Below are 22,064 nucleotides of genomic sequence, written 5' to 3'. Positions count from 1 at the left end.
CCCGAGGCCGTCATCGCACTCGCGATGCTCAGCCTCGGGGGCGCCCGCCCACAATTACCCGGCCGAACCCACCCACGAATGAGTCAGTAGAGCCCCTTTTTGGTAGCAGTCACTACCAAAAAGGCGCACAGGCGGCGGAGCCGCCTACCGCTGGATCGACTTGACCTCGAGGAACTCTTCGAAGCCGAGTACACCGGCTTCACGCCCGATACCCGACTGCTTGTACCCACCGAACGGGGCGTTGGTGTTGAAGGCGCCGCCGTTCACCTCGACCTGGCCGGCCCGTAGCCGCCGGGCGACGCGATCGGCACGGTCCTTGTCGCCGGACCAGACGCCGCCGGCGAGCCCGTACTCGGTGGCGTTGGCGATCCGGACCGCGTCCTCCTCGTCCTGGTACCCGATGATGGAGAGCACAGGTCCGAAGATCTCTTCGCGGGCGATCGTCATGTCTTCGGTGACCCCGGAGAAGATGGTGGGGCCGACGAAATAGCCTTTCTCCTGACCGGTTTCGCGTCCGTCGAGAACAGGCTCGGCACCCTCGGCGATTCCCTGCTCGATGTAGCTTCGGACGCGTTTGAGCTGATTCGAATTGACCAGCGGCCCGAGGACCGACGTGGCCGCGGTCGGGTCGCCGACGGCATACTTCTGGGCGACCTGCGCAGCGATCGCGGCCGCCTCGTCCCCCTTGTCGGCCGGGACGAGCATGCGGGTGAGGGCCGAACACGTCTGACCCGAGTTCAAATAGCACTTGCCCACCCCGTCAGTGACGGCCTTGGTGAGGTCCGCGTCGTCGAGGATGACGTTGGCCGACTTCCCGCCCAGCTCGAGCGCCACCTTCTTCACCGTCTCGGCTGCGACGACGGCGACGCGCTTACCGGCGCGGGTGGAGCCGGTGAAGGAGACCATGTCTACCTCAGGGTGTCCGGCGATGGACTCCCCGACCACGGGACCGTACCCGCTGACGAGGTTGAACACGCCGGCCGGCAGACCGACCTCGTGGAAGATGTCGGTGAGGGCGTAGGTGATGAGGGGTGCCACCTCGGTCGGCTTGACCACCACGGTGCAACCCGCGGCGAGGGCGCCACCGACCTTCAGGACCACCTGATGGAGGGGGAAGTTCCACGGGGTGATGGCACCGACCACGCCGATCGGCTCCCGCACGATCAGCGAATTCCCGACCTCCTGGGCGTCGAAGTTGTAGTTGGCGGCCAGTTCGGCGAAGGCAGAGAGGTTCGCCAATGGCATCCCGATCTGCACGGGCTTCGCTAGCCGCACGGGCATCCCCATGTCGCTCGATACCAGGGCGGCGAGTTCGTCGACTCGCTCCTTCACGAGACCGGCCGCTTTGCGCAGGTACTGGCCGCGCTCTTCGCCGCTGAGCGCCGACCACGCGGGAAACGCGGCGCGGGCGGCCTCGGCGGCGCGGTCGACGTCCTCTGCGGTGCCGTCCGCGACCACAGCGATGACCTCTTCGGTGGCGGGGTTGACGACGTCGATACGCCTCGTCCCCTGCGAATCGACCCACGCTCCGTCGATGTAGATCTTGCTGCGGTCCAGAACTTCGGTCATCGGTCAGCCTCCATCGATATCGGGTTGTGCCACTGCCTCGACCCTACGGCGGCCCCGCCGAACGACGCCGGAAAAGGTATGCCCGAAACCCGTCTGAAAGCCCACCGATGGGGTAAAACGGAATCAGACGCCCCGGTGCGTCCTGCTCCGGGGCAGGATGCAGAGAATGGAGGGCGGAGGGATGTTCGAAATCATTCGCGAAGTCCATTCCGAGGTGCAGCACCAGCGGGGACCGCGCCATCACCATCACCACCTGAGTCGGGCCGAGCTCACGGCAAAGGTCCTTCGGCATTGGTGCCGCTGACACCCGCGACCCGGATGACCACGCCCCCGGCGTGGAGGTTCCGCTGCGCCGGGTGACGCCAACTTCTCGTGTCAGCCACTGTTCGATCATGGGATCGACGTCGCAGTCGGTGGCGCGCCACCTCTAGGGGCGCGCCACCGTTTACGTCACAGTTCGAATTCCGCCGGAGCAATCCCGACGGCGAAACAGGCGTCGCGCACCACATTTCGCTCGTGCTGGTCGAAGTTGCCGTCCGCGCCGCCGATGACGATGCCGATTTGAATCACGGCCCGCGCCTGATCCTGCTTGGACTTCAACTTCGCGATGGTGGCGGTGGCTTCGATCTTGCCGAACTCGAAGTCCGACTGCAGCTTGCTGCAGTACCACTCGAACTTCTGACGCAGCTCGTCCGAGGGAAAGACACTGAGCGCTTCGTTGCTGGTGATCAGCGTCGCAGTCTTCTGTCGTTCCGACGGGTCGATCGTGCCGTCAGCCGCGGCGATGAGCGCGCACATAGCCATGCTGGCGTTGGCGAACTCCTTGTTCTGGAACTGTGCCGTTTTCGTCTTGAGCTGGCCGTTCATTTCGAACGCCTTTGCCTTCAGCTGATCCCAGAAAGCCATGGGTCTCCTTTGTCGTCGCCACGCACTGTGCGTGTGCTGTCCACTTTGCCTGGTTTCGGTTCACAGCGTCGGCCGCAGCGACTGCAGGCTGCCCACGGGCACGTGGATCCAGCCCTCGCGGCGGGCGATCCTGCGGTCCGCGTCGTCGGGCATCTCCGTGCGTCCCACGGCCGCCGCACGCGCGATCACAGCGGACAGGACGGCGTCGAGGGCGTCGTCCGAGGTGCGGCAGAGTGGTTCGTGCGCCCGGAGGTCCATCCACGGCGCCGAGGTGAGAAGCGTGTCGACCAACTCTCCCAGGGTCACCCGATTCGCAGACCGCTTGTAGCCGCGCGAGAGCAGTCCCCACCGCCGCAGGGCAGCGGCGGGATACACCTCCACTGCCCGGCCTTCGACGCGGTCGACGTCGGCACCGAGGTCGCCGAGTTCGGCGAGAATTCCGGCGCAGCGCAGTGCCACGTGCGCGATGAGGTCAGCGGAGACACTGAGCGGTGCGATGCCGGTGGCAGCCTGGACGACGAGGTCGGTCCGACGTTTCGTCAGGGGTCGCCGGCCGGCGCGGTGTGACAGTTCTTCGGTGGCCGCCATCCGGCCGGCATGATGTGCGGACACCATCTGCACGAAGGCGTCGGGCCAGCCGAAAGGTGCATCGATTCCCGCCCGGTCGCTGTCGAGGATTGCGGCGGTGATGGCGTCGTTGCGTACGCCCAGGATCACCGATTCGACGCGTGCCTCGCCTTCCGACCACTCGACGACTGCCATGGCCGTTCTGTTCGGTTCGGCGGCGAGATCGACGCCCACGGTGCGCATCGTCCCAGGCTAGCCGCCCCAGCCGAGTGCGCTCGAGCGGTTTCTGGGTGTGCCGGGTGGCGGAAGTCGATACTGTCGTATGGATCCGCGCACGAACTTCGCCGGAGAAGGGATGCCACACATGTCCAGTTTCCCGGGCTTGGCCCACATCGCGATCACGGTCTCCGACCTGCCGACCAGCACCGCCTGGTACAGCGCGTTGTTCGATTCGGCACCCGTCCTCGACGAGGACGAGGAGTCGGGCACCTTCCATCACACCGTGTTCGCTCTGGACGGTGGGATGCTGTTCGGGTTACACGCGCACACCGGCGGCAGTTCCGAGAGCACGTTCGACGAACGGCAGGTGGGGCTCGACCACGTGGCGTTCCAGTGTTCCGATCTGGTGGTGTGGCGGGATCGGCTCGACGCTCTCGGCATCGAGCACGGAGGCATCAAGACCGCCCACTACGGATCGGGTATCTCGTTCCGCGATCCCGACAACATCGCGCTGGAATTCTTCGCACCGGCGTAGGTCCGGTCGGGCGCGGACGCGCGAAAATGCTCTGCAACGGCCGTTCGGACGGGGACGATCATGACGCCACTGCAACGCTATATCGCCGAGGAGATCGCGGTCGACCATGCCGACGGCCTCCTCACCCGCCGAGAAGCCCTGCGAAGACTGGGCCTGATAGGCCTCGGTGTGGCTGCCGCCACCTCACTCCTCGCCGCCTGCACCAACGACCCAGGCACGACCGCGGCGAGCACCGCGTCCAGTGAGGCATCCCCACCACCCGGTGCGGCAGGCGCCGTCGCCACAGAATCGGTGACGCTACCCGGACCCGACGGACGAACCCTCCAAGGAGCCTGGGCGCCGGCAGACTCGCCCCGCGGAGCAGTACTCGTCATCCATGAGAACAAAGGGCTCACCGACCATATTCGTTCGGTGGCAGGTCGATTCGCAGGGGAAGGGTACTCTGCTCTCGCTGTCGACTTGTTGTCCGAAGAGGGCGGCACCGCGTCCTTCACGGATCCCGCTCAGGCCACGGCGACACTGGCGAAGGTGCCGCCGGAACGCTTCGTGGCCGACATGAAGGCCGGCGTCGACGAACTCGAACGACGGGTGCCGAACAAGAAAACGGCCGCGGTCGGGTTCTGCTTCGGCGGTGGAATGGTGTGGCTACTTCTGGCCTCCGGTGAACCCCGACTGGCCGCCGCCGTCCCGTTCTACGGACCCCTGCCGGAGAACACGAATTTCTCTGGTTCCCGGGCCGCGGTGCTGGCCATCTATGCGGAGCACGATGCCCGGGTGAACGCGAGCCGGGACGCCGCAGCCGCCGCATTGGCTCGTGCCGCACTGCCCCACGAGGTCGTCACGATTCCGGGTGCCGACCACGCCTTCTTCAACGACACCGGGCAACGCTACAACCCCGCGGCGGCGAGCGAAGCTTATGACCGGGTACTCGACTGGTTCGACGAATACGTGCGGTGAGGCGGGCGCATCAACAGCGCGGCCACCAAGAAGCAGAGCGCGCCCACGAACGTTCCGAGATCTGCAGCCACCGGATCGGCCGGCATGTCCGTTCCCGGCAATATGAAGGAGCCGACGGCCGACACGCCGAACGCCACCGACCCGATCATATTCAGCCAGGTGCTCCGCCAGTTGCGAGCATGGGGATCCCACAATTTGTCGGTTTCGGTGGTGGCCACTACCGCCAGGCCACTGGCAACGAGGAAGGCGGTCGACCCGAACAGGTCCGGCCGCCACTGCCACGCTTCGTCCTGTTCGACCGTCAGGCCGTGGACGAGTGCCACCCCCGTGCTGAGGTTGAACAGAAGTGTGCCGGCGAACTGGATCAGCGCCGCCCACCAGTCGTAGCGCTCGACGCGTAAGGATTCGGCACCGGGCACCGGTCGCCCACTGAGTCGGAGCTGGATGTACGCGGCGGACGTGAAGAACAGCGATCCGACGAAATACGTCGCATTGTCGACCTGCCGGCCGACGGCGTCCGCGTACACCTGCAGTGCCCCGAGCGCGAACAACACCGACCCGATCGCGAAACCCCACGATTCCCGGCGCATGACCGGTTCCCGACGTCGGAAGGTTCCGGCCTCACCCTGCGGCACGGTTGCCACACTTGCTCCGCATGCACCGGACCTTAGTCGAATGCCGAGTGCCTGGGATATGGTCACCATCGTGACGACCGACCGAGCGCGGGTCGACCTGCGAACGAGGGTCGAGGCGGACGACGTCGCTGCGCGTGGCAACGCACTGCGGGCATCCGTGCCGTCCAGCGCGCACGACCACGTCGCCGCCGGGGCAGACCGGCCCGGAGTGCTCGAGTTCGTCGAGGCCACCAACGAGGGCAGGCTGACTTCTCTGCTGCCGCTGCGGATCGGGCGGATGATCGCCTCTCCTTTTTCGTTCTTCCGAGGCGCTGCCGGTCTCATGGCAGCCGACCTCGCCGGTTCACCTGTCACCGGGTTGACGGCGCAACTGTGCGGCGACGCGCACGCCGCCAATTTCGGCCTGTACGGGACACCGGACGGACAGATCGTGATGGACATCAACGACTTCGACGAGACGCTCCCGGGTCCGTGGGAGTGGGACCTCAAACGTCTCGCCGCGAGCCTGGTCCTCGCCGGACGCGAGGGCAGTGTTCCCGAGCGCGGCTGCATCGAGGCCGCCGAGGATGCCGTCACCTCGTATCGGCGCACCATTCGTGAGCTCGCCGAACAGCCATTCCTGCAGTCGTGGAACGCTCTCCCCGACAAGTCGGCACTCGAACGGGCGAAAGCAGACGACTTGCTCGACGACTTCGACAAGGCCGCGCAGAAGGCCCGCCGCAACACCAGCGAAAAGGTGGCGGCCAAATGGACCGAGCAACTCGACGACCACGAGACCGGGACACGGCGACGGCGATTCGTGGAGAACCCGCCGGTTCTCACACGTGTCGAACAGGCCACTGCCGATGCCGTGATCGACGGACTCGAACTGTATGTCGAATCACTGCGCGAGTCGCGCCGCAACCTGATCAGCCGGTTCGCGGTCTCCGATGTCGCCTTCCGGATCGTCGGAACAGGCAGTGTGGGACTGCGCAGCTACATCGCCCTGCTGCAGGGCAACCGGGACGAGGCGCTCGTCCTGCAGCTCAAGCAGGCTCGGCCGTCGGCGCTGTCGCCGTACCTGCCTGTCAGCACGCCGAAACACGAAGGCAAGCGGATCGTGCACGGCGCCCGGCTGGTGCAGGCGGAGTCGGATATTCTCCTGGGCTGGACCACAATCGACGGCCTTCCCTACATCGTGCGGCAGTTCCGGAACCTCAAAGGTGACATCGATCCCACCGGTCTCGCGCAGGACCATCTCGACGACTACGGCCGCCTGGCCGGCGCCCTCCTCGCACGTGCACACACCCGCTCGCTCGATCCGCGGCTACTCGCCGGCTACTTCGCCGGCGACGAAGAACTGGACGAAGCGATCGGGCGGTACGCCGTCCGCTACGCCGATCGAACGGAAGCCGACCACGCGGTACTGGTCGACGCGGTGCACTCGGGACGGATCGCCGCCGAACAAGCCTGAGCTTGTGCGCCGTCGTCGCTCACGGGTCGGCTGATATTCGCGTGCAGCGCAGAGTGTGGTGTGCCAGTGTCGGGGCATGACGACCACCACCGGCGGGATCACGATCAGGACGGCGACGGAGCAGGATTGGCCGAAGATCGTGCTGCTCAACGAAATCTGTTTTGCGACGCCGCAGACGCCGGAGCTCACAGCCTTCTGGAAAGGACTGGTGGGCGCCGACCGTCCTGTCATCGCACTGGACGGTGCTGCCGTGGTGGGCGCCACCATGGACATTCCGATGACGGTCACAGTGCCCGGTGGTGTCGGCGTCCCGGCGGCCGGGATCACCGCGGTGACCGTTGCCCCCACACATCGCCGGCGGGGCATCCTTCGCGCGCTCTACACAGAACAACACGCGCGTCTCCGGCGGGCGGGCGTGCCGCTGTCGATTCTGACCGCCAGCGAGGGCGGGATCTACGGACGGTTCGGGTACGGTCCGGCGACCGTCGAATCCACGGTCGGCATCGATCGCCGGTTCGCCGCACTGCATCCGCATGTGCCCGACCCCGGTGGTGTGCGCATGGTCCGCCCCGTCGAGGCGCGTCCGTCGATCACCGACATCTACGACCGGTGGCAGCGACGTACACCCGGTGCCCAGGTACGCCCGGACAACGTGTGGGACCGAATTTTCGCCGACCCGGAGAACGAGCGCGGCGGCGGTACGAGTCTGTTCGGACTGCTCCACGACGACGGGTACGTCCTCTACCGCTGCGTCTCCGGAGAGCACGGGACGACCGCGCGCGTCCAGGAGTTCCGCTCGGTCACCGACGACAGCCATATCGCCCTGTGGCGGGCCCTGCTCGGACTGGACCTCATCAGGCGGATCGAGGCCTCCGTTGTTCCCGACGATCCGCTGCCGTACCTGTTGACCGACAGCAGGCTGGTCCGTACGACCTCCCGTCACGACGAATTGTGGGTACGGATCATGGACGTTCCCGCCGCGCTGGAGGCTCGGGTATACCGGTGCGATCTCGACGTCGTGATGCAGGTCGACGATGGCTTCCTCGATGCCGGCGGCCGATTCGCGTTGCGCGTGCGGGACGGCCGCGCGGTGTGCACCCGCACCGAAGCGGACCCGCAGGTGGTGCTCGCCCTGGACGTGCTGGGCAGCCTGTACCTCGGTGCGCACCGCGCACGCGCGTTCGCCGCAGCGAACAGGTTGTGGGCCGTCGACTCGTCAACCCTCTATGCCCTGGACCTCGCCTTCGGTTCCGAATACTCCGCGCAGATGGGCTGGGGGTTCTAGACCCGTTCGCGTGCGCACTGTTCCGGTGAGCGGACGCAACGCGGTGACTTCTTCCGCTGAGCGGTCACACCCATGGTGGGTGCGTCCGTGGCCAAGTGTGATATCGAACACGCACTTCTCACCCCACGCACTTCCATCTAATGGAGGGCGGGTGCGGTCACCGACACACTGCACGGCGCAATCCCGAACAGGGACCGTGTGGGTACCCGAGAGGACCCCGATGATAGATCCTGCTACCACGTCCATCGACTTGCCCGGAGAGACACCGAACTGGTCGCCGCGGCTACTTTTCTCCCTGGCCTCGATCATGCTGCTGCTGGAGATTCTCGCGGTCAGCTACATCATGATTTCGATGGCGGTTCCGGCGATTTCCCAGCACTACCACACTACGCAGGGCGCGTGGTTGCTCACCTCGTTCCTGCTGGTCGGAGCCGTCACCGGGCCCCTTCTCGGCAAATCGGCCGACGTGTACGGAAAGCGCAAGATTCTGCTGGCGTGCACGTTCATTGCCGCACTCGGATCGTTCGTCTCCGCGGTCGCACCCAGCTACGCGGTCTTGATCGTGGGCCGGTCGCTGTCCGGCGTGCTGATTCCCTGCATCTTCCTGAGCTACTCCTTGATCAGGGACATCTTCCCGCCGAAAACCGTCGCCCTGTCGGTCAGTGTCGCCACCAGCGGCATGGGCCTCATCGCCATCCCCGCACCGTTTCTCACCGGCTGGTTCCTCGACAATCACGGCTTCCGCAGCATCTTCTGGTTCTTCGTCGTCGGACTCGGCGTCGTCGGTGTGCTCATCCTGCTCAGCACGGACGAATCACCGGTACGTCTGCAGTCGAGAATGGACGTCCTCGGTGCGGTCCTCCTCGGCGGCGGCATCGCGGGCATTCTGATCGCGGTCAGCTTCGGACCGATCTGGGGTTGGTCGAACGCGTCGACGCTCGCCTTCCTTGCCGGCGGCGTCGCATTGGTAGCGGCCTGGCTCGTCTCCGCCCGGATCGTGCGGGAACCCCTCGTAGACCTCGACGTCCTCCGCAGGCGGCCGATCCTGCTGACGTCGATGGGCTCCGGGCTCGCGTACGGCTGCAGCGCGCTGTTCACCATCCTGCTCCCGATGATGGCCATGACTCCCGCGATTTTGGGGTTGGGTTACGGGTTCGGGGTCAGCGCCGAGGGATTCGCGATCTTTCAGGTTCCGTTGGGGGGCATGGTGGTGGTCGGCGGCATCGTCGTCGGCATCCTGGTCGGCAAGAACGTCCGACCCCGCCTGTTGATGATCGTGGGCATGTTGTTCATGTCGGCCGGATTCCTGCTCACCGCCCAGCTGCACGACTCCAAAGCGCTGCTTCTGATCTTCGCCGGCCTGACCGGCACAGGCATGGGGCTGGCCTACGCAGCGGTGCCGAACCTGCTGATCGAGGCCGTTCCGCCGCAACTTCAGGCCACCACGGCGAGCATCGTGAGCGTGACACAGAGCATCGTCGCCGCGGTCCTGCCGGTGGTCGCGTTCACGGTGATGAACAACTCGTACATCGCCCCGATCCCGCCGGAGGTGACGCAGGGCGCAATCCTGTACACCGACAGGGGATTCCAGGTCGCGTTCCTGATCGGCGCCGTAGCGGCGGCCGTGGGAGCGATCCTCGCCGCGCTGATTCCCCGCAGGATCGCTCAGGTCGACGCTCCTCCGGCAGTGATCGTCCACGAGAGCGAGCCAGTGCTGAATCGCTGATCACAACCCCGTAGTACGCCGGGCGAATGTACCTTCGGACGCACTGGTCGCGTCGAAAGGTACATTCGCCCGGAGTTCACCACGGGGATACCGTGGAGACGTGCTTCCCGTCATCGACCTCGCCGACCTGGACACGCCCGCCGGGCGTGAGAGGCTGCGGGAAGTCACCCATCACGTCGGGTTCTTCTACCTCGACGGTCACGGCGTCGATCGCAGCCTCCTCGACGGGGTGTTCTCGGTTGCCCGGGAGTTCTTCGCGCTGCCCGAAGAGTCGAAGATGTCGATCGCCATGATCGACAGTCCCCATTTCCGCGGCTATAACCGGGTCGGCGGGGAACTGACCAACGGCGAGATCGACTGGCGTGAACAGATCGACATCGGACCGGAACGGGACCCGGTTCCGGATGCGACCGACTACCTGCGGTTGCAGGGCCCGAACCAGTGGCCCGCAGCACTACCAGCACTGAAGTCCACAATCGAGCAGTTCGACGCGGCACTGGCCGAGGTCGGGATGCGTCTGCTCCGACACTGGGCAGCCTCCCTCGACGCCGATCCGGGCATCTTCGACGACGCCTTCGCTCACGCCCCGGCCACGCTCATCAAAGTAGTGCGGTACCCGGCACGGCCGAGCGACGATCACACCGGTGAGCAGGGTGTGGGCGCCCACAAGGACTCGGGCGTCCTGACCCTCCTACTCCTCGAGCCCGGCTCGACGGGACTGCAGGTGGAGAGTGAGGACGGCAGCTGGATCGACGCTCCGGCGCGCGCGGGCTCGTTCCTGGTCAACATCGGCGAACTACTCGAGGTCGCGACGGGTGGATATCTGCGGGCCACCCGACACCGGGTACTCACACCGGCGGGGGCACCGGAGCGGCTGTCGGTGCCGTACTTCCTCAATCCCGCACTCGACGCGACAGTTCCGACGATTACCCTGCCCCCACACCTGGCGTCGCGAGCCCGCGGAGTCGAACGGGACCCCGCCAACCCGTTGTACCGCACATACGGCGAGAACGCGTGGAAGAGCCGGACCCGCGCGCACCCCGATGTTTTCCGCCGGTGGTATCCGAAAGAGGCGGGGTGCAAACTGGACTGATGGCGGCGGAGCAGACAGAACGCGAAGACAAATACGACGTGAGCCTCGACTTCGTCGTACCGGCTCTCGGAGACCTGGTTCCCGACCAGGGCCGGGAAGACATCGACACCATCCGGCTCGACAGTGTCTACTTCGACACCGCCGACCGTGACCTTCTCCGTCACCATCTGACACTTCGCCGCCGCTCGGGGGACGACGACCTCGGATGGCAGCTCAAGGTGCCCGCCGGCGACGCCCGCACCGAGGTCCGGCTTCCGCCCACAAGTGACGAGTCCGTCCCGGACGAGCTGGCGAACGCGGTATCGGGTGTGGCGCTCGGCAAACCTCTCCTGCGAGTGGCCTCGCTCTCGACCGTCCGGCGGCGCCACCGTGTAGTCGACTCCTCAGGTAACTCGCTGGCCGAACTGGCGGACGATTCGGTGCGCGCCACCGCAACCGCCCACAACGGTGGAGCCATTGCCAGTCAGTGGCGCGAAGTCGAGGTCGAACTCGGGGAGCACGGCCAAGAACGACTGCTGCGCGACATCGGTGGCCGCCTCGTTCGGAGCGGGGCGCACACGTCGTCGTACGCGTCGAAACTGGCGCGCGCGCTGGCACTCGAGCCGCACCGCGCGGACGACGATTCCGAGAACCCGGCACGGCGAGCACTCACCGACTATCTCGGCACCCAGATCGACGAAATCGTTGCGGGTGATGTGTGGCTGCGCCGCGGACTCGATCCGATACACGCCACCCGCGTGGCCATTCGCCGGTTCCGCAGTACTCTCCGCGTGTTCAAGGATCTGGTCGACCCGGATGCTCGGTCGAGGCTCGAGGACGAACTCGTCTGGTACGCGGGGCTACTCGGCGAGGTGCGCGATCGTCAGGTGCAACGGCACCGGCTCGGGGAATTGGTCGCCGGCCTGCCCGTCGAGCTGGTCATGGGTCCCGTCGCCGCACGAATCGAACAGGACCTGCTGGGGGAACAGCAGCGTTGCCTGACCGTCGTCATGTCCGCTCTCGACGACGCACGCTACCGCGATCTTCTCGTGACGCTCGCGCAATGGCGTACGGCCCCACCCTTGACCATCGAACCCGGCGCCGGTCCGAAAGTGATCGCGAAGGCTGTCACAAGGGCGGGGCGCAAGGCACGGAAACGACTCACTGCCGCTGTGGCCGATTCCGACGCGACGGAGTTGCACCGCGCCCGGAAAGCGGCCAAACGCGCCAGGTACGCGGCCGAGCTGGCCACACCACTGCTGGGCGGAAAAGCGGAGAAGAAGGTGTCCGAGTTCAAGCACGTCCAGAAGGTGCTCGGTGAGCACCAGGACAGCGTCCTCGCCGCCGACAACCTTCGCGCTCTCGGAGCGCGCGCCGGAGTTACTGAGGGCGAGAACGGTTTTACCTTCGGCCTGCTGTACGCACTCGAACTCGAGAATGCCCGGCAAGCCCGCGCGGACGCCGCCCATCTCGTGAAGTGATCGAGTCGGCGAGTACAGTCGCTTCGGTGTTGTTCCTGACTTCTCGACGCTACGTCGACCTCCGGCTGCAGGCGAGCGCCATCTGTCCGCGCCCGCTCTGACGGACCCTTCCCACACCTCTCAGGAACCTTCCCCGCCGCATCCCGCCTTACCCGGCATCGGCTGACGGCTTCATGCGAAAGGCACACCCATGCCCAGTTCCGCGCTGTCCACGCGCGCCGAGAACACCTCTCGGCGCTTACCGAAATGGGCCGGCTCGTTCGGCCCGCAGATCGTCGCCGGCCTCGTCGTCGGCGTCATCCTCGGGCTTGTCGCCCGTACACTCCCCGCGGCCGCCGACGGCAACGAGAACTGGCTCGTGGGCACCGTCCACACCATCGGCACGAGCTACGTCAAACTCCTCACCGTTGCGGTCATCCCGCTGGTGTTCACGGCCATCGTCAGTTCGATCGCCAACTTACGGGAAGTGGCCAACGCCGCCCGGCTGGCGGTGCAGACCCTTCTGTGGTTCGCGATCACCGCATTCATCGCGGTGGTCATCGGAATTGTCGTCGGGCTTCTCACACAGCCCGGTGCCCACACGACGGTGTCCGGCGAAGGCAAGGAGCCGGTGACCACCGGATCGTGGTGGGCGTTCGTCACCGGCTTGGTGCCCAGCAACTTCCTGGGCCTGGGCGCGAAAACGACTGTCACCGAAGGCGTCGCGAGCACGTCACTGAGCTTCAACGTCCTGCAACTGCTGGTCGTGGCGGCCGCCATCGGTATAGCCGCGCTGAAGGTCGGGGCCAAGGCGGAGCCGTTCCTGCAGTTCAATGCCTCGCTGCTGGCGATCGTGCAGAAGGTGCTGTGGTGGATCATCCGCCTTGCTCCGATCGGCACCGCCGCACTGATCGCCAATGCGGTGGCCACCTACGGCTGGGATGCCATCGGCTCGCTCGGCTGGTTCACCGCAGCCGTCTACATCGGGCTGGCGCTGGTGTTTCTCGTCGTCTACCCGGTGCTGATCCGCGCGCACGGGCTGTCGGTGCGTGCCTTCTACTCCGGCGTGTGGCCCGCCACCCAGCTCGGGTTCGTCTCCCGGTCGTCGATCGGCACACTCCCCCTCACCGAGCGCGTCACCGAACGCAATCTCGGCGTTCCCCGGGAGTACGCGTCGTTCGCGGTCCCCCTGGGAGCGACCACCAAGATGGACGGCTGCGCCGCCGTGTACCCCGCCATCGCCGCGATCTTCGTCGCCGAGTTCTACGGAGTGCCGCTGTCCGTCACCGACTATCTGCTGATCGTGGTGGTGTCGGTAATCGGGTCGGCGGCCACCGCAGGCACCACCGGTGCCACGGTCATGCTGACGCTGACCCTGTCGACGCTGGGACTGCCCCTCGCCGGAGTGGGCCTCCTGCTCGCCGTCGAACCGATCGTCGACATGGGCCGCACCGCGGTGAACGTCACCGGTCAAGCACTCGTCCCGACGATCGTCGCCAAGCGTGAAGGCATCCTCGACGAGGCCCGGTACAACGCCGAACGGACCGGCGACCCGTTCCAGGACGACGACGCGGTCGCAGCGTCGTAGCCAAACGCTCGACGAGAGCCTTCCCCACGTGGAAGGCTCTCGTCATGGCCGACCTCGACGCGATCAAACGACGGATCGTCATGCAATTCCAGCGGCACGTCGCCAACCCGCTCTCCACGCGACTGTCGAGCCAGACGCTCCTCGAGACCACCGGCCGCGTCAGCGGACAGCCCCGCGTCACGCCCATCGGTGGCCGACGACAGGGCACCGAATTCTGGCTGGTGTCCGAGTTCGGTGAGCGTTCTCATTACATCCGCAACATTCGCGCGAACAACGCGGTGCGGCTGCGACTGCACGGCACCTGGCACACCGGCACCGCGACGCTGCTGCCCGACGACGACGCCGTCGCCCGGCTGGCGCAGCTCCCGCGGCTCAACAGCGCGGCGGTCCGGGCGGTCGGCACCGACCTCCTGACCGTGCGGATCGATCTCACCGACTGAGATGCCCTCACATCCGCCCACGGAATAGTCATCCGCACCCGCAGAAGCGTCGGCACCCGACCAATGTCCGTGCATCTACGAGTCGGCCCAGCGTCCTGGCCAGGTGTGACATTCGCAACTAGGCGTTCTGCCCGCACATCGGGAGCGGATTTGCGAGCGCTCGGTGGCTGGGAAACGAGCCGCTTGCAGTAGGGACTTAGCCTCCGCTAATCTGCGGTTTCGCGTGGACTCGTCAGGGTCCGCACCACAGACAACGACGTCTGCCTCACCGGCGTATCGGTTCGGGGCCGGTTCTCCGCCGTGATCCTCTCGCCGACGCCACCCGTGTGCTGCACGGACCCCATTTCGGCGAGTATCGCGAGGAGCCAGTCGGTTGAAGACGAGTGCCAGTGAGTTCGGCCTGTACGACAAGACGCTCGACAAGAGCAGCTGCGGCGTGGGCTTCATCACCCGCAAGGATGGCGTGCAGACCCCGGAGATACTCACCCTGGGCAACGAGGCCCTGTGTGCTGTTCCTCACCGTGGTGGCATGTCGGCCGAGGGCGTCGGCGACGGGGCCGGAATCTGTGTCGACCTCTCGGTGCCCTTCTTCCGCGCCCTCACCGGGCGGGGTGAGCTGGAATCCGGCCGCTTCGGTGTCGGCAACTTCTTCCTCCCCACCGACGTCGCGTTCCACGCCGACGCCGAGGCCGTCATCGAGCAGGCACTCGCCGCGCAGGGCTTCGAGGTGCTGCTCGAACGTGACGTCCCCGTCGACGCCACCGTCCTGCGTCCGGCCGCGATCAAGTACCAGCTGCCCATTCGGCAGTGGGTGTTCACCGCTCCCGAGGCGTGTACGGATGGAGTCGAGTTCGACCGCCGCATCCACGACGCCCTGCTCGCCATCGAGGCCGTCGCCTACACCCAGCCCGACCTCGCCGGGATGTACCCGCTCTCGCTCAGTGCCCGCACCCAGGTGCTCAAGGGTCGCCTCAATTCGCACGAAGTGATCCCGTACTTCTGCGACCTGGTCGATCCGGCGCACGCCGTTCACACCCTGTTCTTCCATACCCGGTTCTCCACGAACACCGACCCGCACCCGACGATGGCGCAGCCGTTCCGGCTCATGGCGCACAACGGCGAACTCAACACCGACAAGAAGAACCGCCTCTCCGAGACGGCCGTCGCCCGTGCCCGGAACCGGGAGATCGTGCGTCCGCACGGCCAGTCGGACAGCTGCCGTCTCGATCAGACGCTGCAGAGCCGGGTCGTCGAGGACGGCCTCGACCTCGTCACCGCCGTGGTGTCGATGATGCCCCCGGCATGGGAAAACGACACGAACCTCTCCCCCGAGGTGCGGGCGATGCTCGAGTACTTCTCTCTCTACGAGGAGAAGAACGACGGCCCGGCCGCGGTCATCTTCGGGAACGGCACCGTCGTCGGAGCGCGTCTCGACCGGCTGGGGCTGCGTCCGCTGCGCAGCGTGGAAACAGACGACTACCTGTGCGTCACCTCGGAGGCCGGGCAGATCGACTTCGACCCCGAGACGGTGCGTCACCGCGGCCGCATCGAGGCGGGCGGCATGCTGTACTTCGACCACCGCGAGGGCCGCGCGTACTCCTCCGACGAGGCGCTCGAATTGCTGGCCGCACGGCACGACTACCGCGCCCTCGTCGCCGAGGCGCGCCGCACGATCGACGCCCTGCCCGAGGTGGAGGCCGAGCCCGGCCCTCTGCGTTACAACGGCGACCTGGAACGCCATCAGCGGTACGTCGCGTACTCGCACAACCAGGAAAGCTTCAAGTTCATGATGGACCCGATGCTGGCTTCGGGTCAGGAGAAGATCTCCGCGATGGGCTACGGCAACGCCATCAACGCACTGTCCGATCAGGAAGGCGGTGTGGCCAAGTACTTTTCGCAGCGTTTCGCGCAGGTCACCAACCCGTCACTGGACAGCATCCGGGAGTCGGACGGCATGACTCTGCGAGTCGCGCTGGGCGCCAAGCTGCACAGTGGTGCGGAGTCTGCCCCGCAGATCGTGGTGCCGTCGCCGATCCTCACTCATCTGGACATGCTGCGGATCCGCAAGCAGACCGACACACCGGTGCAGCGTTTCCCGATGCTCTACAGCCCTGTTCCCGGCGACGCCGCTGCCAACGCGGCCGCGCTGGAGGCGGCGGTGGACGGGTTGGGCGACGAGGTGGAGGCGTTCGCCCGGGAGCGCGGCGGCATCGCCATCCTCACGGACCGGCACGTCGCCACGGACCGCGCCGCCCTGCCGATGATCATCGCGATCTCGGCCGTCAATCAGCGGCTGATCGAGGCGGGCCTGCGCCTGCGGGTGTCGGTGGTGGCCGAGAGCGGGCAGATTTCCTCCTCGCACCATGTCGCCGCTGCCCTGGGGTTTGGCGCCGCCGCGATCTACCCCCTCGCCGTCCGGTTGCGGGCCGAGGAGAAGTTCGCGGACAACGCGGATGAGGCGTTCACCCGCTTCGCCAAGGCGGCCGAGAAGTCGTTGATGAAGACGATGGGCCGGGTGGGTCTGTGCACCGCCGAAAGCTACATCGGCGGCGAGTTCTTCGAACCCAACTACCTCGACACCGACGACCCGGTTCTGCGCCGCTTCTTCGCGAACGTCAAGACGCCTGTGGGCGGCGTGGGATTCGCCGTGATCGCCCAGGCCGTCGCCGACTGGCACGCGAGGGCTGCGACCGTCACCGGGGAGAAGGACGTCCCCCTGCTCGGCCTCTTCAAGGAGCGCGCCGAAGGTGCCGGGCACTCGTACGGCACGGCTGCCGTACGCGGTTTCGTCGACCTCACCGAGGAGCCGATCGCCTTCGACACCGCCGGCACCCAGGACCACACCGAGTCCTTGCGCCTGCTTCCCCTGAACCGGCTCGAGGACGCGTTCGGTCTCGACGACGACGCCTACCGCAACGCCGGCTTCCAGAAGCTCGCCCCCGAGGCGATCGACGGGTTCGAGATCACCCCCGGCTACCGGGCATTCGTCCGGACCATGGCCGAGGAGCGCACCCGCCGCCCCGCCGCGCTGCGGGACGTCCTCGACCTGCCCGCCGACGTCACCTTCCTCACCACCGCGCAGGAGTTCCGCCGGCAGATGGGCCGGTTCTCCCGTAAGGGCAATAACAGCTTCGCGGTCCGTGGGCTCGCCTCCGAGCAGGTCGGGGACGACGAGTTCCGCCTGCGGCTCACCGGCCCGCACGCCGGCGACCCCACCGTGCTTGCCGCACTGGGCGAGTCACTGGTCCTGCGGTTCGGCGACCTGTGCGAGCATCGGATCGACGGTGATGCCCTGGTGGTACGGGCGTCCGGAGAGGCGCTGCGATGCCTGGCCCTGCTGCGCACCGCACCCCCCAGCATCCCGCTCGCCACGGTCCAGAAGGCCAGTGAGATCACGCCGTTCCTCACCTCCGGGGCCATGAGCCACGGCGCGCTGAACTCCAATGCGCACGAGGCTGTCGCGCACGGCACCAACATGGTCGGCGGAATGTCGAACAGCGGTGAGGGCGGCGAGCACATCTCTCGCTACGGCACCATCCGCGGTTCGCGGATCAAGCAGTTCGCTTCGGGCCGGTTCGGCGTGTGGGCCGGCTACCTGGCCGATCCCATGCTCGAAGAGCTGGAGATCAAGATCGCGCAGGGCGCCAAGCCCGGTGAGGGCGGGCAGCTTCCCGCCCCCAAGGTGACCGTCGAGATCGCGGCCGCGCGCGGCGGGACCCCCGGCGTCGAGCTGGTCTCGCCGCCCCCGCACCACGACACCTACTCGATCGAGGATCTGGCTCAGCTGATCCACGACTGCAAGGCCGCGCGGGTCCGCGTGATCGTCAAGCTGGTGTCGTCGGAGGGCATCGGGACCATTGCGGTCGGTGTCGCGAAGGCGGGCGCAGATGTCATCAACGTCGCCGGCAACACCGGCGGCACCGGCGCCGCTGCGGTCACCAGCCTCAAGTACGCCGGGCGTTCCGCCGAGATCGGCGTGGCCGAGGTTCACCAGGCGCTGTGCGCCAACGGCTTACGGCAGAAGGTGCTGCTCCGGTGTTCCGGCGCACACCAGACGGCGAGCGACGTGGTGAAGTCTGCGCTCCTCGGGGCCGACAGCTTCGAGTTCGGGACCACCGCGCTGATGATGCTCAAGTGCGTCATGGCCAAGAACTGCAACGTCAAGTGCCCCGCCGGCCTCACCACCAACCCGGAACTGTTCGACGGTGACCCGCGGGCGATGGCGCAGTACCTGCTCAACATCGCCCACGAGACGCGGGAGGTGCTCGCCGAACTGGGCATGACCTCGCTGCGAGAGGCTCGCGGCCGGTCCGACCTGCTGCACCTGCTCGATCACCCGTCGAGCGTCGGCCAGCTCGACCTGCGGGCGATGCTCGCTGTAGTCGACGAGGTCACGATCGGCGATCCGGTGTACCTCGAGAAGGACTACACGCTCGACGACGGTTGGCTCGTCCAGTTGCGGGCGGCCCTGGTCGAGCAGGGCGAGCGCACCGTCGAACTCGGTGACGGTGTACGACTGAGCAACCGCAACAAGAGCGTCGGCGCACAGTTGGCCGTCGACATCGAACGCATGCTCAATCACGAACTGACCGAACAGGATCTGCCGGCGGTGCTGCGCGACGAGCGCGGTCGCGGCTACCTGCGCGAGGGCAGCGTCCGGATCGCCACCTCCGGGTCTGCCGGCCTCTCCTACGGTGCGTTCAGCAACGACGGAATGTCTCTGGTCCACACCGGCACCGCCAACGACGGTGTCGGCAAGGGGGCGTGTGGCGGCAGCATCGTCGTCCGCTCCCCCGGCGGTGGGTCGACCGCAGCCGGCGGCAACGTCCTGATCGGCAACTTCGCGTTGTTCGGGGCCACCGGCGGACGCCTGTTTGTCGAGGGTCAGGCCGGTGACCGCTTCGCCGTCCGCAACTCGGGCGCCACCGCAGTCGTGGAGGGCGTCGGTGACTTCGCCTGCGAGTACATGACCAACGGCGCGGTGCTCAACCTCGGCGGGTTCGGCAAGGGTGTCGGCAACGGCATGAGCGGTGGGTTCGTCTACCAGTACGACCCCGAGGGCAAGCTCGCCGGCAAGGCCAGTGCCGATTCCATCCTGCTCGGTTCGATCACCGGTGACGACGAGCACGCGGCACTGCACCACCAGGCTGTGCACCTGCTGCTCGGCTGGCACCTCGAGGCCACCGGGTCCGCGAAGGCGGCCTGGCTACTCGAAAACTGGGAGACCGAACAGCACCACTTCGTGTACGGCATGCCGCGTGCGCTGCTGCAGTACCAGGACAGCGACGAGATCCTGAAAGCCAAGTCGCGCAAGGACTTGGCCGACGAACTCGCGGCCGCGCTGGTGGCCCACCAGGTGCGCAAGTTCAAGCTGGACTACCGCGACGGACACGCAGTTCTGGGCGGCGCCGTTCCCGGCTACGGCGAGGCCGACACTGAAGCCATGTTCGCGCTGCTCAACAACTACACGGTGCTCAATGCCGCGCAGGAAATGGCGCTGTCGAAGTTGCCGGGGGCCACCGACCCGTCCGATCCGGCGGTCGACAAGGCCGTGCGCAACCTGCTGCTCACCGAGGACTTCTTCTTGATGCAGCGACTGCAGCGGTACGCCCGCGAAGCCCTGAAGGATTACAGCGACGAGGACCTGGCGGTGATGGTGGCGGCCAAGCGTCTCGCCGACTACAAGGACGCCCTGCGCAAACGCAACGTCCGGTCCATCGACGCGCCCGGCACGTACGGCTGGATCCTGCACCAGGATGCGAAGAACGTCGACAAGATCGGCCGGCTGCCCGGCTTCGAGGAACTGTTCGCTCAGCACGCTCTGCCCGACCTGATCCCCACGAAGGACGCTGTTCCCTCATGAAAATGCCGTACATCCCCCAGGACGCGCCGTTCAGCGACGATCAGCGCGTGTGGCTCACCGGCTTCCTGGCCGGAATGAGCTCGCGTCTCGCGGTCGGCAGCAGCTCCGCCGCACCCGCCGCCTCCGGTGGGCAACTCCCCGCTGTCCACGTGCTGTACGGCAGCCAGACCGGCAATGCCGAGGGCGTCGCGGAAGATGCTGCCGCCGCGGCACGTTCGCACGGCTTCGCACCGGTGGTCAGTGCGCTCGACGACGTCGAGGTCGACGCCCTGGCGTCGATGCAGCGTGTTCTCGTCGTCACCTCCACCTATGGTGAGGGCGAGATGCCCGACAACGCGGAACTGTTCTGGCAGGCACTGTCGGCCGAGACCGCGCCCCGTCTCGAGGCCACGGACTTCGCGGTGCTCGCACTCGGTGACACCGGCTACGACGGGTACTGCCAGGCCGGCAAGATGATCGACACCCGGCTCGAGCAGCTCGGCGCCCGCCGCGTCACTCCGCGCGTCGACTGCGACGTCGACTACGAGGACGCCGCTGCCGCCTGGGTGGCGGAAACGTTGCCATTGTTGGCGGCGGTCGAGGGCATTCGCGGGGAGTCGCCGGTCGCCGATGTCGCGGCGCCGGACGCGAAGCCCGCGCGTAAGCGTTCGCAGTGGAATCGCAAGAACCCCTACGTGTCCACGCTGGCCGTCAATCGGAGACTGTCGGGTGACGCCTCCGCGAAGGAGATCCGGCACTACGAGTTCGCGCTCGCCGACAGCGGTCTCGAGTACGAGGCCGGCGACGCCCTGGGTGTGATGCCGGTCAACGATCCGCAGCTCGTGGACGCTCTGGTGTCGCGGCTCGGCATTCCCGCCGACGCCGCCGTCACCGGCAAGGAACGCCCGTTCAGCGATCTGCTGATGCACAGCTACGAAATCTCCACGCCGTCCCACGAGTTCCTCGACAAAATCGAGAAGCGGGCCGGAAACGACGAACTGACTCACGTTCTCCGGCACGACGACAAGGAGGCGCTCGACGCGTGGCTGTGGGGTAAGGACGTCCTCGATCTGCTCCTCCTCGCTCCCGCGCTGTCGATGACCGCCGACGAGTTCGTGGGCGTGCTCAAGCCGTTGCAGCACCGCGCGTACTCCATCTCGTCGAGTCCCCTCGCCGACCCGGGCAGCGTGCACCTCACCGTGGCCAGCGTCCGGCACACCTCCGCGGGGCGCGACCGCGGCGGTGTGTGCTCGACGTACCTGGCCGACCGCGTCGCCGAGGGCGGTACCGGTGGAATCTTCGTGTCGAAGAACAAGTCGTTCCGCGTGCCCGCCGATGACCACGCGCCGATGATCATGGTGGGGCCCGGAACCGGGATCGCACCGTTCCGCGCGTTTCTGCAGGAACGCCGGGCGCGGGGCGCGGCGGGGCGCAACTGGCTGTTCTTCGGCGACCAGCACCGCGCGTCCGACTACATCTACGAGGACGAGATCGGCGCCATGAGCGACAGCGGTCTCCTCACCCGCCTGGACCTGGCCTTCTCCCGTGACCAGGCCGAGAAGGTGTACGTCCAGAACCGGATGCTCGAGAACGGCAAGGACCTCTTCGCCTGGCTCGAGGACGGCGGCCACTTCTACGTGTGTGGCGACGCCACCCGCATGGCGAAGGACGTCGACCGCGCGCTGCACCAGGTGATCGCCACCCACGGCGGTCTCTCGGCCGAGGACGCGTCGGAGTACGTCAACAAGCTCAAGAAGGACAAGCGCTACCTACGCGACGTGTACTGAGCACGGCCGCACCGACTTACGAG

The 22,064-nt window shown here is 66.8% G+C and carries 15 protein-coding genes; 11 read left to right on the top strand and 4 right to left on the bottom strand.

Translation table 11 applies throughout. The features are described 5' to 3' along the window. Positions 1 to 144: 144 nt before the first annotated feature. The 3 genes from ACH49N_RS26320 to ACH49N_RS26310 form a co-directional block, all read right to left on the bottom strand. Positions 145 to 1,569: an aldehyde dehydrogenase family protein gene (locus ACH49N_RS26320; RefSeq protein ID WP_358277556.1), complete on the bottom strand. Its 1,425-nt coding sequence runs from the start codon at positions 1,567 to 1,569 to the stop codon at positions 145 to 147. A gap of 450 nt (positions 1,570 to 2,019) precedes the next feature. Further along, positions 2,020 to 2,475 carry a tellurite resistance TerB family protein gene (locus tag ACH49N_RS26315; protein WP_159920810.1) on the bottom strand — a complete coding sequence of 152 codons (456 nt, stop codon included), beginning with the start codon at positions 2,473 to 2,475 and terminating at the stop codon, positions 2,020 to 2,022. A gap of 60 nt (positions 2,476 to 2,535) precedes the next feature. After that, a complete protein-coding gene (locus ACH49N_RS26310; protein WP_358277554.1) occupies positions 2,536 to 3,285 on the bottom strand; it encodes a DUF429 domain-containing protein in 750 nt (249 codons plus the stop codon). 121 nt (positions 3,286 to 3,406) lie between these two features. Here ACH49N_RS26310 and ACH49N_RS26305 point away from each other — a divergent pair, with 121 nt between their 5' ends. Both ACH49N_RS26305 and ACH49N_RS26300 read left to right on the top strand, forming a co-directional pair. After that, the gene (locus tag ACH49N_RS26305) at positions 3,407 to 3,796 is read left to right on the top strand and encodes a VOC family protein (RefSeq protein ID WP_250770466.1); all 390 of its coding nucleotides are present in this window, start codon (positions 3,407 to 3,409) and stop codon (positions 3,794 to 3,796) included. 60 nt (positions 3,797 to 3,856) lie between these two features. After that, entirely contained in the window at positions 3,857 to 4,753 is an 897-nt protein-coding gene (locus ACH49N_RS26300; RefSeq protein ID WP_358277552.1) for a dienelactone hydrolase family protein, read from the top strand. On the opposite strand, the gene ACH49N_RS26295 is transcribed toward ACH49N_RS26300, so the two are convergent. After that, positions 4,711 to 5,343: a hypothetical protein gene (locus ACH49N_RS26295; protein WP_358277563.1), complete on the bottom strand. Its 633-nt coding sequence runs from the start codon at positions 5,341 to 5,343 to the stop codon at positions 4,711 to 4,713. The two genes, ACH49N_RS26300 and ACH49N_RS26295, sit on opposite strands and share 43 nt — an antisense overlap. 115 nt (positions 5,344 to 5,458) lie before the next feature. On the opposite strand from ACH49N_RS26295, the gene ACH49N_RS26290 reads away from it, so the two are divergent. The 9 genes from ACH49N_RS26290 to ACH49N_RS26250 all read left to right on the top strand — a co-directional run bounded on the left by ACH49N_RS26290 (position 5,459) and on the right by ACH49N_RS26250 (position 22,041). Beyond that, a complete protein-coding gene (locus ACH49N_RS26290) occupies positions 5,459 to 6,841 on the top strand; it encodes a DUF2252 domain-containing protein (protein WP_358277550.1) in 1,383 nt (460 codons plus the stop codon). A 76-nt stretch (positions 6,842 to 6,917) separates the two neighbouring features. After that, on the top strand, positions 6,918 to 8,126 hold the full coding sequence (locus ACH49N_RS26285) for an enhanced intracellular survival protein Eis (protein WP_358277548.1): 1,209 nt from the start codon (positions 6,918 to 6,920) through the stop codon (positions 8,124 to 8,126). 220 nt (positions 8,127 to 8,346) lie between these two features. Then, positions 8,347 to 9,852 carry an MFS transporter gene (locus tag ACH49N_RS26280; RefSeq protein WP_358277546.1) on the top strand — a complete coding sequence of 502 codons (1,506 nt, stop codon included), beginning with the start codon at positions 8,347 to 8,349 and terminating at the stop codon, positions 9,850 to 9,852. 100 nt (positions 9,853 to 9,952) lie between these two features. Continuing rightward, positions 9,953 to 10,945, top strand: a complete 993-nt coding sequence (locus tag ACH49N_RS26275; protein WP_250770479.1) for an isopenicillin N synthase family oxygenase — start codon at positions 9,953 to 9,955, stop codon at positions 10,943 to 10,945. Next, the gene (locus ACH49N_RS26270) at positions 10,945 to 12,405 is read left to right on the top strand and encodes a CYTH and CHAD domain-containing protein (protein WP_250770481.1); all 1,461 of its coding nucleotides are present in this window, start codon (positions 10,945 to 10,947) and stop codon (positions 12,403 to 12,405) included. The genes ACH49N_RS26275 and ACH49N_RS26270 overlap by 1 nt, the downstream gene beginning before the upstream one ends. A 190-nt stretch (positions 12,406 to 12,595) precedes the next feature. Then, positions 12,596 to 13,972: a dicarboxylate/amino acid:cation symporter gene (locus ACH49N_RS26265; protein WP_159920794.1), complete on the top strand. Its 1,377-nt coding sequence runs from the start codon at positions 12,596 to 12,598 to the stop codon at positions 13,970 to 13,972. A 44-nt stretch (positions 13,973 to 14,016) separates the two neighbouring features. Further along, a complete protein-coding gene (locus ACH49N_RS26260) occupies positions 14,017 to 14,412 on the top strand; it encodes a nitroreductase/quinone reductase family protein (protein WP_159920792.1) in 396 nt (131 codons plus the stop codon). A gap of 373 nt (positions 14,413 to 14,785) precedes the next feature. After that, a complete protein-coding gene (locus ACH49N_RS26255; RefSeq protein WP_358277543.1) occupies positions 14,786 to 20,275 on the top strand; it encodes a glutamate synthase-related protein in 5,490 nt (1,829 codons plus the stop codon). Then, entirely contained in the window at positions 20,272 to 22,041 is a 1,770-nt protein-coding gene (locus ACH49N_RS26250; RefSeq protein WP_358277542.1) for a sulfite reductase subunit alpha, read from the top strand. The genes ACH49N_RS26255 and ACH49N_RS26250 overlap by 4 nt, the downstream gene beginning before the upstream one ends. Positions 22,042 to 22,064 lie beyond the last annotated feature (23 nt).

The organism is Rhodococcus sp. NPDC019647 (genome assembly GCF_044389235.1).
In the GTDB taxonomy this organism is placed as follows: domain Bacteria; phylum Actinomycetota; class Actinomycetes; order Mycobacteriales; family Mycobacteriaceae; genus Rhodococcus_F; species Rhodococcus_F oxybenzonivorans.
Note: the sequence above shows the minus strand (reverse complement) of the source record. Positions and strands in the feature narration are given on the sequence as shown.

Bases quoted from the DNA above. Each gene is read 5' to 3' on its own strand.
- ACH49N_RS26315 (WP_159920810.1), bottom strand. From the start codon at position 2,475: ATGGCTTTCTGGGATCAGCTGAAGGCAAAGGCGTTCGAAATGAACGGC.
- ACH49N_RS26265 (WP_159920794.1), top strand. From the start codon at position 12,596: ATGCCCAGTTCCGCGCTGTCCACGCGCGCCGAGAACACCTCTCGGCGC.
- ACH49N_RS26260 (WP_159920792.1), top strand. From the start codon at position 14,017: ATGGCCGACCTCGACGCGATCAAACGACGGATCGTCATGCAATTCCAG.
- ACH49N_RS26285 (WP_358277548.1), top strand. From the start codon at position 6,918: ATGACGACCACCACCGGCGGGATCACGATCAGGACGGCGACGGAGCAG.
- ACH49N_RS26250 (WP_358277542.1), top strand. From the start codon at position 20,272: ATGAAAATGCCGTACATCCCCCAGGACGCGCCGTTCAGCGACGATCAG.
- ACH49N_RS26295 (WP_358277563.1), bottom strand. From the start codon at position 5,343: ATGCGCCGGGAATCGTGGGGTTTCGCGATCGGGTCGGTGTTGTTCGCG.
- ACH49N_RS26280 (WP_358277546.1), top strand. From the start codon at position 8,347: ATGATAGATCCTGCTACCACGTCCATCGACTTGCCCGGAGAGACACCG.
- ACH49N_RS26310 (WP_358277554.1), bottom strand. From the start codon at position 3,285: ATGCGCACCGTGGGCGTCGATCTCGCCGCCGAACCGAACAGAACGGCC.
- ACH49N_RS26305 (WP_250770466.1), top strand. From the start codon at position 3,407: ATGTCCAGTTTCCCGGGCTTGGCCCACATCGCGATCACGGTCTCCGAC.
- ACH49N_RS26270 (WP_250770481.1), top strand. From the start codon at position 10,945: ATGGCGGCGGAGCAGACAGAACGCGAAGACAAATACGACGTGAGCCTC.
- ACH49N_RS26300 (WP_358277552.1), top strand. From the start codon at position 3,857: ATGACGCCACTGCAACGCTATATCGCCGAGGAGATCGCGGTCGACCAT.
- ACH49N_RS26320 (WP_358277556.1), bottom strand. From the start codon at position 1,569: ATGACCGAAGTTCTGGACCGCAGCAAGATCTACATCGACGGAGCGTGG.